The sequence below is a fragment of the Telluribacter sp. genome (genome assembly GCF_035998675.1).
Lineage (GTDB): Bacteria > Bacteroidota > Bacteroidia > Cytophagales > Spirosomataceae > Telluribacter.
Map to the genome: position 1 here is coordinate 15325 of NZ_DASYHI010000007.1, position 13020 is coordinate 28344.

General features: G+C 48.5%; 13 protein-coding genes. 5 read left to right on the top strand and 8 right to left on the bottom strand.

Going from position 1 to position 13020, the window contains the following annotated elements; all coding sequences use genetic code 11:
• Positions 1-108 precede the first annotated feature (108 nt).
• The 3 genes from VGN67_RS02075 to alaS form a co-directional block, all read right to left on the bottom strand.
• A complete protein-coding gene (locus VGN67_RS02075) occupies positions 109-744 on the bottom strand; it encodes a porin family protein (RefSeq protein WP_327485105.1) in 636 nt (211 codons plus the stop codon).
• Positions 745-809: 65 nt separating this feature from the next.
• Positions 810-995 (bottom strand): hypothetical protein, encoded by a 186-nt coding sequence (locus VGN67_RS02080; protein ID WP_327485106.1) that lies wholly within the window; start codon positions 993-995, stop codon positions 810-812.
• A gap of 283 nt (positions 996-1278) precedes the next feature.
• Complete coding sequence (gene alaS, locus VGN67_RS02085; RefSeq protein ID WP_327485107.1) at positions 1279-3939, bottom strand: alanine--tRNA ligase; 2661 nt, start codon at positions 3937-3939, stop codon at positions 1279-1281.
• A gap of 279 nt (positions 3940-4218) precedes the next feature.
• Here alaS and VGN67_RS02090 point away from each other — a divergent pair, with 279 nt between their 5' ends.
• Positions 4219-4530: a MerR family transcriptional regulator gene (locus VGN67_RS02090; RefSeq protein WP_327485108.1), complete on the top strand. Its 312-nt coding sequence runs from the start codon at positions 4219-4221 to the stop codon at positions 4528-4530.
• 91 nt (positions 4531-4621) lie between these two features.
• Positions 4622-5851 carry a M20/M25/M40 family metallo-hydrolase gene (locus VGN67_RS02095; RefSeq protein ID WP_327485109.1) on the top strand — a complete coding sequence of 410 codons (1230 nt, stop codon included), beginning with the start codon at positions 4622-4624 and terminating at the stop codon, positions 5849-5851.
• Positions 5852-5900: 49 nt separating this feature from the next.
• On the opposite strand, the gene VGN67_RS02100 is transcribed toward VGN67_RS02095, so the two are convergent.
• Together VGN67_RS02100 and VGN67_RS02105 are read right to left on the bottom strand one after the other, a co-directional pair.
• Complete coding sequence (locus tag VGN67_RS02100; protein WP_327485110.1) at positions 5901-6515, bottom strand: hypothetical protein; 615 nt, start codon at positions 6513-6515, stop codon at positions 5901-5903.
• A gap of 351 nt (positions 6516-6866) precedes the next feature.
• On the bottom strand, positions 6867-7091 hold the full coding sequence (locus VGN67_RS02105; protein ID WP_327485111.1) for a VF530 family protein: 225 nt from the start codon (positions 7089-7091) through the stop codon (positions 6867-6869).
• A gap of 207 nt (positions 7092-7298) precedes the next feature.
• Here VGN67_RS02105 and VGN67_RS02110 point away from each other — a divergent pair, with 207 nt between their 5' ends.
• Together VGN67_RS02110 and VGN67_RS02115 are read left to right on the top strand one after the other, a co-directional pair.
• Complete coding sequence (locus tag VGN67_RS02110; RefSeq protein WP_327485112.1) at positions 7299-7952, top strand: hypothetical protein; 654 nt, start codon at positions 7299-7301, stop codon at positions 7950-7952.
• Positions 7953-7995: 43 nt separating this feature from the next.
• On the top strand, positions 7996-8565 hold the full coding sequence (locus VGN67_RS02115; RefSeq protein ID WP_327485113.1) for a PRC-barrel domain-containing protein: 570 nt from the start codon (positions 7996-7998) through the stop codon (positions 8563-8565).
• A gap of 134 nt (positions 8566-8699) precedes the next feature.
• On the opposite strand, the gene VGN67_RS02120 is transcribed toward VGN67_RS02115, so the two are convergent.
• Positions 8700-9602: a J domain-containing protein gene (locus tag VGN67_RS02120; protein WP_327485114.1), complete on the bottom strand. Its 903-nt coding sequence runs from the start codon at positions 9600-9602 to the stop codon at positions 8700-8702.
• Between the two features lie 410 nt (positions 9603-10012).
• Here VGN67_RS02120 and VGN67_RS02125 point away from each other — a divergent pair, with 410 nt between their 5' ends.
• Positions 10013-10534 carry a DinB family protein gene (locus tag VGN67_RS02125; protein ID WP_327485115.1) on the top strand — a complete coding sequence of 174 codons (522 nt, stop codon included), beginning with the start codon at positions 10013-10015 and terminating at the stop codon, positions 10532-10534.
• A 25-nt stretch (positions 10535-10559) separates the two neighbouring features.
• Here VGN67_RS02125 and VGN67_RS02130 read toward each other — a convergent pair whose 3' ends face one another.
• Together VGN67_RS02130 and VGN67_RS02135 are read right to left on the bottom strand one after the other, a co-directional pair.
• Positions 10560-11867 (bottom strand): hypothetical protein, encoded by a 1308-nt coding sequence (locus VGN67_RS02130; RefSeq protein ID WP_327485116.1) that lies wholly within the window; start codon positions 11865-11867, stop codon positions 10560-10562.
• Between the two features lie 263 nt (positions 11868-12130).
• The gene (locus tag VGN67_RS02135; RefSeq protein WP_327485117.1) at positions 12131-12583 is read right to left on the bottom strand and encodes a hypothetical protein; all 453 of its coding nucleotides are present in this window, start codon (positions 12581-12583) and stop codon (positions 12131-12133) included.
• Between the last annotated feature and the right edge of the window lie 437 nt (positions 12584-13020).

The following is a 13020-nucleotide window of genomic DNA, read 5'->3' on the forward strand; positions in this document are numbered from 1 at the left end:
AAAAGGAACGGGTACCTGCCGCACAGGTACCCGTTCTTGATTTAAATAGTCAGGTTAAGAAATAAATTTGAATGTTATTTTCTAGTCCGCTTGGTTCCGGTGCTTACCCTAACGGATCGTCCCGGTAGTTGAGTTGTAGGTACCTAAGGGAAAACTCACTCCCAGGTTAATGCCCCAATTCTGATTCTTCCAGATACGGGGGTCCAGTTTGTTTACATCCAGGAATCCTAATCCATAGCGTACATCGGAATTAAGCCAGATTTTCTCGGCTACCCGTACATTAAGACCTGCACCAAACGTCGCGCCCACGTCAAAAGTACTGTACACCCGGTTATTGGAGTCGCCGTAAATGTTATTTCCGTTTACATCGGTGGCCCCGACCAGGAAGTTAAAATTTGGCCCCAGAAAAAGCTTTGGCCGAACCGGATTTCCACGCTCACCCAGGTAGTAGGTGAGCAGCACGGGTAGTTGAACGTAGTTCAGGTTAAGCTCATTGGATCGGTTGTTGGTCTGTGCTCCCAATTGGGTGTAGAGCAGATTTCCTGTGACTCCAAATCCACTTTCAGCACTGTAATTGATAAAACCACCTACAGTAACACCTGGCTTCCAATTATTATTGGCGATGTCGCCCCGCAAATTAGCAATGGAAACGCCTACCATTGGCCCAAAGGAAAGGTTTTCCTGAGCCATAGTCTGAGCTGCAAAAAACAGTACAGCAGTAGAAAGGAAAAGAATCTTTTTCATAGCATTTTTTTAAATTAGAAATAACAGGATTTTTGGTTGGTAGATACGGTTGAAGTAATGCTTGGTTAGGTATCCCTGATGGTTCGAAGCAGCTTTACGCCCGACGAAAAAAAGATGAGCCCCAGAATCCCGAATACCAGCAGGTTTCTAAGGCTGTCGGACTGATTGTCCAGGATCTGAATGGCCGTGTAGACCAGCGCACCGATTCCCAGAACTGTCAGGACAATGGCAAAAAGTTGTTTTGTGTTCATAGAGTGAAAACCAATTATAGCGACGTTTAGAGGTCGGAGTTCCAAAATACATTCCAGATTGGCTACTGGTGATGTTTTACGTATTTAAGTTATTGATACACAGAGCTATATGAGGAATTTCCATTCGGAGTTTAGGGATAGTGCCTGAATAACCTGGGGTATATTATCCACATAATTTGAAAAATAAACTGTGGTATGAGGAATTGTTGCATTACCAAATAATACAAAAGGCGCAGCTCTCTGAGGGGAGAACTGCGCCTTTTGGGGCGGTAAAATCCAAAATTTAGAACAAAGTTCTGGCTTTTTCCAATGCGTTATCCAGCCCTTCGGGGGCCGAGCCACCCGCCGTCGCAAAAAATGGTTGACCACCTCCGCCTCCGCGTATTTCTTTGGCCAGCTCTTTCACAATTTGTCCGGCGTTCAGGTTTTTTTGTTTGACCAGTTCCTCGGCAATAAAAACCGACAGTTGGGGTTTGCCATTCAACTCAGTACCCAGTACGGCAATCAAGTTATCAACCTGCTGGCGAAGTTCGTAGGAAAGCTGTTTCAGGGCATCAACATGGGGTATTTCCACCTTTTCTACCAGAAGGTTAAAACCATCTTTAGCCTGTACTTTGGTAGCCAGCTCTGTTTTCAGGGCTTGTACCTTTTCATTTTCCAGCGCTTCAATCCGCTTCTGTAACGAGCTGCGTTCTTCCAGCAGGTTTTCCACTGCTTGTACAAGGTCTTTAGGGGCTTTTAACAAGTCCTTCAGCCGGGTTAGCGTTTCTTCCTGCTCCCGCATCAGTTCCAGGGCTTTTTCACCCGTTACGGCTTCTACCCGGCGTACCCCGGCCGAAACCGAGCCTTCGGTAATAAACTTAAACAGACCAATCTCACCCGTACTGGGCGCGTGGGTACCTCCGCACAGTTCCAGCGAAAAAATTGGGTCAAAGGTAATGACCCGCACGAAATCGCCGTATTTTTCACCGAAGGTAGCCGTAGCCCCCATTTCCATCGCCTGCTTAATGGGCACATTACGTTTTTCGTCCAGAGCAATATTCTGCCGGATTCTTTCATTAACTAGGTCCTCAATTTGTTTCAGCTCCTCGTCCGTCACTTTCGCAAAATGCGAAAAGTCAAAACGAAGTACTTCGTCGTTGAGGTAGGAACCTTTCTGGGCTACGTGACTACCCAGTACCTTGCGCATGGATGAAAGCATCAGGTGGGTAGCCGTATGATTGGCCATTATTTTACGACGACGGGTTTCGTCAATACGGGCCGTTACCACTTCGGCCGTCTGCAGTACTTCATCCAGATTTTTATCCCGCGAGATGTGAACAAACAAATCATTTTCCTTGCGGGTGTCTTCAATATATATCCTCTTTTTCTGGCCTTCCAGTTCCAGCTCAAGTACCCCTTTGTCTCCAACCTGTCCCCCCATTTCGGCGTAGAAAGGCGTGCGGTCCAGCACAATATGGTACTCTTCTCCCGCTTTGGTCTTTACCTTGCGGTACTTTACCACGTAGCTTTGGGTTTCGGTAAAGTCATAGCCCAGAAATTCCACCCCCTCCGACTCCCGCAGTTCCACCCAGTCGGTAGCTTCGCGGCTGGCGTCGGTCCGGGAGCGGGCCTTTTGGCGGGCTAGTGCCTGCCGGAATCCTTCCTCGTCAATCTTAAATCCTTTTTCGCGGGCAATGAGCGCGGTCAGGTCCACGGGGAAGCCAAAGGTGTCGCTCAGCTCAAATACATCTTCACCCGCCAGGGTATTCTCCTGCTTTTCGGCCAGGCCGGAGGTAATCATATCCAGGCGCTTAAGGCCGGCTTCCAGGGTACGGAGAAAACTTTTTTCTTCTTCCAGAATTACCCTGGTTACAAATTCTTCCTGCGCTTTCAGTTCGGGGAATACATCTTTGAACTGTTCGGAAAGTGTAGGTAGCAGACGGTTCAGGAACGGCTCGGTGAAGCCCAGGTAGGAGTACCCGTAGCGTATCGCCCGACGAAGAATACGGCGTATAACGTAGCCTGCCTTTACGTTGGAAGGCAGCTGACCGTCGGTAATGGCAAAGGATACGGCCCGGATATGGTCGGCAATCACCCGCATAGCGACATTGGACATACGGTTATCGGCGGTTTCAGCCTGGCTGTACGTTTTACCCGAAAGTTCCTCTAGTACCTGTATGGTATTCTGAAAAACGTCGGTATCGTAATTGGATGTTTTCTGCTGAATGGCCATGCAGAGGCGCTCGAAACCCATGCCGGTATCCACGTGCCGGGCGGGCAGGGGAATGAGGGAGCCGTCGGCCTTGCGCTCAAACTGCATGAATACGAGGTTCCAGATTTCCACCACCTGCGGGTGGTCCCGGTTTACCAGCTCCTTGCCGGATACCCGCTCCACCTCGTCCTGCGGGCGCAGGTCCACGTGAATTTCAGAGCAGGGGCCGCAGGGACCCGTATCACCCATTTCCCAAAAGTTATCTTTTTTGTTTCCCAGAATAATCCGGCCCTCACCTACAATGGGTTTCCAGAGGTCCCAGGCTTCCTGGTCGAAGGCCACGCCTTCCTGCTCATTTCCTTCAAATACCGACACGTAAAGACGGTCTTTGGGCAGCTGGTACACCTCAGTCAGTAGCTCCCAAGCCCAGGTAATGGCTTCTTTCTTAAAGTAGTCCCCAAACGACCAGTTGCCCAGCATTTCGAACATGGTGTGGTGGTAGGTATCAAAGCCTACTTCTTCCAGGTCATTGTGCTTGCCCGAAACGCGCAGGCACTTCTGCGTATCGGCAATACGGCGGGAGGGTGGGGTACCATTTCCCAGAAAGAAATCCTTGAACTGCGCCATCCCGGAGTTATTAAACATGAGGGTAGGGTCGTTCTTGGCGACCAGCGGAGCCGAAGAGACAATGATGTGTTCTTTGCTGCGAAAAAAGTCCAGGAAAGCCTGGCGAATCTGATGCGAGGTCATGGTATTCAATGGGTATATGAGTCGGAATTTTACACTTCACCTCCTTGTCAAAAGTACCGGGTAAAAGGTACTTGTGGGTTAAAAGAAGGTAGAAAATTCCCGCAAAGTTAATGAAAATAATAGTTGTGCACTACGTAAAAACCGGATTAAAGGACAGGGCCATCAATTCTCCGGCTGAGGGAAAGGCTTGGTTGGTAGTAGTAAAAATCAATTGACCAGAAGTGCATTCGGCAATTCACCCCAAGGCTGTTATCTTTGTGCATATAGCTACGTCACCCCATGAGCAAACCAACCAAACTATACTACGATACTAATGAAGTAGCCGAAATAGTAGGCTGCGAAGCTTCTGCCCTGCGGTTCTGGGAAAAGAAGTTTCCGCATTTAAATCCCAAGCGCGATTCGCGCAACCGCCGCCGCTACACCGAGGCCGATATTGAAGTGGTACGCAAAATAATGTATCAGAAAGAGAAGCAGGGCCGTACCCTCAAAGGTACCCGCGAGCAGCTGAACCACCGCGAAACCGCCCAGAACCTTATACACCGCCTGAGCCGGTTGCGGGAGTTTCTGGTGGAACTGAAAGAAAATATGTAGATAAGGTACCTGCGCCCTGACCGGTACGGCTACAAATCAAAAAGCGGTAGGTAATCGTTATAGCTTTGGCTATTCACGTTTTTAATTCGATATGAAAAAATTACTCATCCCGTTTCTTGTTTTGGCTGCCGGATATACGGGTTACGGCCAATCCTTAAATGCCAACGACCTGCGACGGCACGTGGTGGTCCTGGCGGCCGATTCGCTCGAAGGACGGGGAACGGCAACGCTGGGGGAGATTAAGGCGGCTAACTACATAGCCGCATTTTTTAAAAAAACCGGATTGGTCCCCAAGGGTGACGAGGGAAGTTATTTTCAGTTGTTCGGCCTTACCATTCCGTTTGAAGGAGTACCCCACCAGGTAACCTCCCGCAATGTAGTGGGCTTCCTGGACAATGGGGCCGAAAAAACCATCGTTATCGGAGCCCACTATGACCACCTGGGGCGGGGCTTCCAGGCAGGTTCGCTGGCACCTAAGGGCAAAGGGGTTATCCATAACGGCGCCGACGACAATGCCTCCGGCACGGCGGGCATGATGGAACTGGCCCGGCACCTGGCCGGCAACGGGGTCAAAGAACGCCACAATTTTCTATTCATCGCTTTTTCGGGAGAGGAGCTGGGGCTGCTGGGGTCCAAGTTTTATGTTAACAATCCCACGGTACCGCTCGCCAATGTTTCATTTATGGTTAATCTGGACATGATCGGACGCCTGAATCCGCAAAAAGGAGTAACCATCGGGGGATGGGGTACCAGTCCGGCCTGGGGGCGACTCATGCCCGCCATTGCCCTACAGGACAACGTGAAATACGGCGTGGACTCTTCGGGAATCGGCGCCTCTGACCATACCTCGTTTTATCTGAAAGGGATTCCGGTGCTGTTCTTTTTCACGGGTGTTCACAGCGACTACCACAAACCGGATGATGATGCCGAAAAAATAAACGTGGCCGGTACCGTAAGTGTCCTTCGCCTGATAACCAATCTGGTGGAAAAAGTAGGAGCGGAACCGACTGAGCCCGCCTTTACTCCCGCCGGAAATCCGCACGGAGGACGTACTACCCAAAGTACCTTCAATGTAACCCTGGGCGTCATGCCGGACTACGCGTATGGTGGAAAGGGGCTCAAAATAGACGCCGTAACCGAAAACCGACCGGCCGAAGCAGCCGGTATCAAGGCCGGCGATGTAGTGATCCGGATGGGCGAGTACCCGGTCAATGATATTCAGGACTACATGAAAGCCTTAGGTAAGTTTGAAAAAGGGCAAAGTACTGAGGTCGAAGTACAACGAGGAACGGATAAAAAGGTACTTAGCGTAATTTTTTAGAACAGATGCCAAAAAAAGCCGCTACATCAATCAGGTGTAGCGGCTTTTTTTATTGCTTAATAGCATCCACAATCAGCGATGTATAGACCAGCTTTCCTCCCTGGTTCCGCTGGTCGTGGTCGGCGGAACGGCGAATGAGGCCATCCTCCGGAAGCCAATCATTTTTATGGAATTTTCCCTGCTCATCAAAGTACTCTACCAACCTCACCTTATAGCCGATGCCCTCCAGAAACTCCGTCATGAGCCGATAATTGTACAGGATTTTGTGGTCATCCGCGCCTTCACCGGTTCCACCGGGTTTTACCTTATTAATGTACTCCTCATCCGGATGAAAACCATCGGGTACCGCTACCCTTAAAAAACCGCCCGGTTTTAAAAACGTATGGCAGTTGACAAAGGCCGTTTTTCCGTCGGCTTCGGTAAAGTGTTCCCACACGTGCTCGGCCAGAATACGGCTGATGGAGCTTTCCCGAAAGTACTGTCGCCAGTCGTCGGCTTTCAGGATATTCAGCGTTTCTATATCGGTATGAATCCAGCCCGAAAAGCTGGTATAACCCGAGCCAATGACCACTTTCAGCGGCTTGTTTTCATCGTAGCTGCTGAGTTGGTACAAACTGGTGGGCTTTTTGAGCAGGTCGGCGAATTTTCGTTGCAGATAGGACATTTTAACTCTGTATTTTGGAGTCTTGTTAAGGAAACAAAGGTAATGGAATGCCAGTGATTACGATTGATGAAAGAAAAATAGCCAGGGGCAGAAAAACATAATTAGCCCGAAAGCAGTATTCTTTCAAAATTTGCGAGTATATTTCTTAGGTACTTAAATAAACGACATCATGGCAAAAGGAAAGAATCCTTCCAAGGGAAGCCCCAAGAAGGAACCCGAGAAAACGCTCAAGGAAAAGCGGGCCGAGAAAGAGGCAAAACGCAACAGTAAGAAAGACTATTAATAACTAAGCAGAATTTCATGGACACCTCCGGCTGCCGCTTTTTACGGGGCCGGAGGTTTTTTGTGCAGCTACCGCCTTTCCAGCATCCGCAGGTATAAGTCTTCCACCTTTTTGCGCGCCCAGGGCGTTTTCCTCAAAAATTTCAGACTGCTTTTGATACTGGGGTCGTAGTTGAAACTATTGATATTTACATAGTACCCCAGTTGCTCCCATCCGTAGTACTCCACGAGTTCATTCAGAATTGTCTCCAAAGTCTTGCCGTGTAAAGGATTATTGGGTTGTTCGGGATTCATAAAGTTTGGTAGGCTATGATTAAATCACAAATGTAACAATTGATAAGGAGGGCTGAGCCCATTGAGGGAAATTGCTTAGGTCACTTAAATGCTAAAATTGATAATTTGGTTACATTTTATCAAACAAAATCCAGCCTTATTTGTATAAAATATATACACCATAGCATTCTAACAATAAAATTATTCACAACTAACCATCCACTAATTATGGCAAATATAGATATTGAAAAGAAAAACGGGGGCGGCTCCTGGCTTTGGATTTTGGGGCTGCTGCTACTGGTAGCCGCGCTGGCTTTTATTTTCTGGCCAAAAGAAACGAGTAGGGACCAGGACAACGTAACCGGTATCGCCACCACCGAACAGATGGCGGCCGGGGATGATAATTATGCTTCCGACGATCGGGCAGGTACTACCTCTCAGCCGGTAACCAGCTTCGTGAACTGGTCTGAAAACATGTCCCAAAACGAAATGGGGCTGGGCCATGAGTTCACCAAAAACGGACTTATGAATATGGCCGATGCCCTGGCCGCGGTGGCCGAACGGGCGCCCGGTGTGAACCGCCAGCAGTTCAACAGCAAGTTAACTACCATGAGGAACAAGGCCATTGCCATTACCAACAATTGGGAAAGCACTTCACACGCCAATAAAATAAAGGATGCTTTCCGGGCCAGTGCCGATGTAATGGAAGAACTGCAGCGAAGTTCATTTCCTGCTATAAATAATGACGTTCAGCGGGTACGGCAGTCCATTGATGCCATGGATACCAAGACGCTCACGCTGGACCAAAAGGAGAAAGTAAAGGACGTATTTAAGGAAGCAGCCGAAGTAGTTCAGTCCATGGACCAGAACCTGAACAGATAGTTGACTAACTGGTTAATGTAGTACCTAAAAAACAAACACCATTATGGAAAATAGAAATGTAAACGATGAAAGAAGTACGACCTCAGGGGAAAATACCTTATTCAGACTAAATGAAATAAGTGGCTACGATGTAGCGGACCATAGCCCCGACATAAGAGGTTGGGCCGTAAGAAGTCGCGATGGCCGGAAAATTGGCCGGGTAAAAGACCTGATTTTTGATAAAACAGCCATGAAAGTCAGGTACATGGACTTGGAACTGGAAAAAGAGTACATGGCCGACAGTGACCACTCAGACATCCATTTGCTGGTACCCATCGGGGCCGCGCACGTGGATAAGGATGAAGATTTTGTTGTTGTCGATCGCATTATGACGCACGATGAACTGCAACGGTACCCACGTTCGGGTGGAGGCTTTATCACCCGGGATTACGAGCAGGCCGTTGTTAATTATCATAATGGAGCAAATACCTCCACCTCAGTGCAGAGTAATCCGGGGCAAACCAGCGGTAGTAAAGATGACCCCATTATCGCTTACGACAGCGATGATGACCAGACTTTTTATAACAAGGATTGCTTCCGGGAGGATAACCTGTACCGGAATCGTCGGGTATAGTACAATCTCCCTTTGTTAAATCTCCCTTCAGATGAGTCATTCTAGGCCTTTTCGGGCCAAGGATGAGCTCTCCCGAAGGGAGATTTTTCTGCTTCCTAAGTACCTGGTAGCGCTGCCCCATCAGGAGTCAGGTTTTATTGGGATTGAAGTTTTGATAATTCCGTAAATAACTCCTTCTGCCGTTCAGTAAGCCCCGTAGGCAGTTTTACTTCGAAAGTTACGTACAGGTCCCCAAACTGACCGTCCTTTTTATACACCGGAAAGCCTTTGCCTTTCAGTCGTATTTTGGTGCCATTCTGGGTTTCGGGCTTTACAGGTACCTTCACTTTTCCGTCCATTGTTTCGAGCATAATTTCTCCGCCCAGTACTGCCGTATACAAGTCAAGATTTTCGGTCAGGTACAAATCATTCCCCGACCGTTTGTACCTCGGATGTTCGGGAATGTTGAAGGTAATATACAGGTCACCGTTCGGACCACCGCTGGGGCCAGGGCCTCCGTGTCCGGTAATTTTTATGGTTTGCCCGTTTTCGATACCGGCCGGTATTGTAATCCGGATATTCCTGCCATTCACACCTAAAGTTTGTTTATGAGTCCGGTAGGCATCTTCCAGGCTTAGCTGTACTTCAGCCGAATAATCCTGTCCCTTGAACTTTGCACCGGCCCTATGGGTGCGTCCACTATTGCCAAACATTGATTCAAAGAAATCCGAGAAGTCGGAATAGTCGCCCGTTGGGCCGCCTCCTGAGTACCACTGGCCACGCGCCTGTCCCCCGTTTGCCCGGTCCCGGCGCATCCGTTCATATTCTTCGGCATGCTGCCAGTCTTTGCCATACTGGTCGTACTTTTTCCGTTTTTCGGGATCACTTAGTACTTCATTGGCTTCGTTAACCTGCTGAAATTTCCGGTGTGCTTCCTGATCATCCGGGTTGACGTCAGGGTGGTACTTACGGGCCAGTTTCCGGTACGCATTCTTAATTTCCTTTTCGGTGGCGTTCTTGTCAATTCCCAATACCTGATAGTAATCAACGTAATTCATAAATTTCCGAAATTATAGGTTAATTACTAAAATGGAGGAGAATGTGTCCGTTCCCAGGTACTTACCAATTAACGATAAGTACTCAATAGTGTACGAAGGAATTTAAGTTTAGCCCCAGCGGGGCGGTACTTTAGTAGAAATAGCATCAAAAGTGTACAAAAAGCTCCGTAGGAGCGACACATTTATCGCTAGATGTCGCACCGCGCGGCGGCCGCCTACGGAGCTTAAATCTCTCCCAAATGCCAATCTACTACTAAGATTTAGCCCGGCAGCGGCCGTCCGCCTCTGGGGCCTCTTTTGCATGTCTGATAATTCCTTCTTACACCTCTAATAAGTACTTGAGAAGTAAACAATAAATAGTACTTTATCAACAATTTGAAAAAGCCTAAAGTTTACTGGATTTTGTATCTATGAATCAAGAGAAAAAGCCCGAGGTGTGGCTCAGAGGGCCACTTCCCCAAGTACCTCCCCTTTTGCAACCCGTTGCGCACGCTTTGTTACAGGCCGGTGAAGAGGTGCAAGCACTAATGGAGGGCTTTCCCGAATCCCGGCTGTGGGAGCGACCCGCCGGACTGGCCTCGGCGGGATTTCATTTACAGCATCTCACCGGAGTGTTGGATCGGCTCTTTACTTATGCCCGTGGTGAAGCACTCAGCCCGGAACAATTGGCCTGGCTTGCGGCCGAAGGAAAACCCGCTCCGACGGGTAGTACCGTACCGGAACTGGTCCAACGCTTTGAGGAGCAACTAGATCGGGCGCTTGAACAGCTCCAAACTACAGAAGAGACAACCCTGATTGACTACCGGCCCGTGGGGCGGGCGCAACTGCCCTCCACGGTTTTGGGGCTGCTGGTCCACGCGGCTGAACATACCCAGCGTCACGTGGGGCAATTACTGGTTACGGCGCGGGTAGTGCAGGTACTTAATGGGTAACTTAAAACTCCCGATTTTTAGTCGGCTATTGCAAATCGGCTGGGGTAATGGGGTTGCTCAGTAGTTCCCCAAACAGGGACCAGCGTTTATCCGGGGCGGTGGCTACTCCACCGTTGGCCTCAATGTACTTCCTGACCAGATCCTGACCGTAATTGTAGCAGATGACATAGCTCCGGTAATTCCGGATGAACTTTATAGAGTTAGCAGCCAGCTCCGGGCTGAACAGGCAATAGTCGGTAAGCCAGCGAAGAGCTTCTTTTTCGGTCATAGTACCGTTTATCAACCCCCAGGCGGCTTCGTTGCGGGCGTAGTTAAGCTCCGCCCGCAGGTCCAGCATGGTAAAATAGCGGTCGGCCTGGGTGGTATCCAGCTCGGCCAGCGGGAAGAGTACCTCCTGGGCAAATCTAAGTTTTTCGTCGCCCGGGAAGGCTACATCAATTCCGTAGTTGGCGCTACCTTCGGCTATGAGCGACTGCGGACTGAACAACGGGTACAGTGATATTTCCACCCATCCCCGGTCGCGGTAGAGATTTTTCTCCAGTAATACATTATACACATGGTGGCCCGGGTATCCTTCGTGGCAAGCCAGGTCAATGGCCCTTTCGATATAAATGGGCATATCGACATTAATTTGTATCCGGCTTTTATACTGGCCCTGGTACCAGTTGTAACCCGACCAGGGTTTATCCCGGACGTACTCCAGCGTAAAAGTTTCGTCGGCGGGCATTTTAAAATTGGCGTTGGTTCGGCGCCGGGCTTCCTGAATGGCCGCTTTGAAAACGGTGTCAAGCCGGGCAGGTGGTATCAGGTACTTTTTTGATAAAGCCTGAACGCGCTGCTGCACCGAGCCAGTCCCGGGCAACAGGCTGTCCAAACGGGAAATCAGGCTCTGGAAATGGCTCTCCGAATAGACGGGAGCTTTCACGTCAAAAAGGCCCTGTGACTCTACGTCGAAGGTGGCAAATTCACCCGTGGCAATGCGAATCCGGCGGTCAAAGGCAGTTAACTGTTTAGTCATCCATTCCGCCCGCATCCGCAGGGTATCCGAGGGCTGGGAAGCATCGGTAAAAGGTTGTAGTTCCTGAATTAAATTATTGACTGCCCCTAGTAAACTATCCTTGGGGAATTGCGCAGATTTCGCTCCTACCGGCTGCAACGAGTCGGGGCCGTAGTAGGCATCTACAAATGCCGGGTCATACTGCCCGATGGCCAGGCCCAGCCGCACGTACCTTTCGGCTATTTGGTTTAGCTTATCTTTTGAGTCAGATTGTTGCTGACAGCTGGTACCGCCCAATAAACAGAAGAAAAGGGCAGCAATTAGAAAGTATTTCAAGGAAGAAGGCGTTTGGGTTCAGAGGCTAAAAGTAGGAATTTACCCCATTGACACAAAACCGACTTACCGGCCAGAGCTAAAAACTCCGCCCTACTACCAATGTACCATAGCACACGGGTAGTAGGGCGAAAAGATACTGATCCTTTCAAAAAGTACTTAAAATAACTCTAGTTGACTCTATGTCCTATACGTTTGAAGCCCATAGGGTTTTGAAGGAATGGTTACATTCCACAGCAAAAATAAATAGTGGAAATGTACAAATACTAACGCCGACGCCCATCAATGGTAAACTCAATCAGGTCCGCTTCTTCGTCAGAAACCAGCCGCAGGCTGAGCAGCCGTTTTTTCATGTTGGTAAGTACCTCCTGCTCGGAATCCCCCGCCGTTGTAACAACGTCTTTTCCAAAGTGGAGCTTGCCCCACATTTTGGCCTGGTAGTTGGCTTCCAGGTTCACTGTAAGTTTCATGGTCTTCAGGAACGAAACTACTTGCTCCAGTTCCTCATAACGGCTAATCTGGATGAATTCGCCGGTTTCCAGCTTCGCAACCTGAATGTGGTTAAACTCTTCGTCCCCAATTCGAAACTCACACCATTCATCACCCTTAGTAATGTTCTGCTGGATTTCTTCCATTGAACTAGCCTTGAATTTAAAGTCATTCATTCCTCCCCGGGGAGAAATTGTGTCAAAAGCGAAAACAAAAAAGTTATTTTTCATTTTCAGATAAAAAATAGGTAAAGTGAATCAATGCAATGACTGTTGGTAGATAAGACTCAGCAATATTAATACGAACAAATCTTTAATTCAATCTTGGAAATGTTGAATAAATTTTGAATACAACAAAAAATTTAATTTCTCTGAAAGTTACAAAACAACTTCCGGTAAGTCAGCAGGTGTGGGAAACTATTTGAAAAAATAAATGGATAAAGAATATACGTAAAATAGTATGCCAACGGATGCCGTTCTGGATAGGGAAGTGCCTCGCTGTCGGTAGCTGAGAACCATAAATTTTCTTAGTACAGTACTTAATTATTGGAAAATGGTTTGGGTATATAGGGAAATCGCTACCTTTTAGGCTGATTTACAACATGGTACTCATTTTAAGAAATGGGGCCTGATGCAAGACAGGCATCTTTTTGAGTCGAAATATTGGA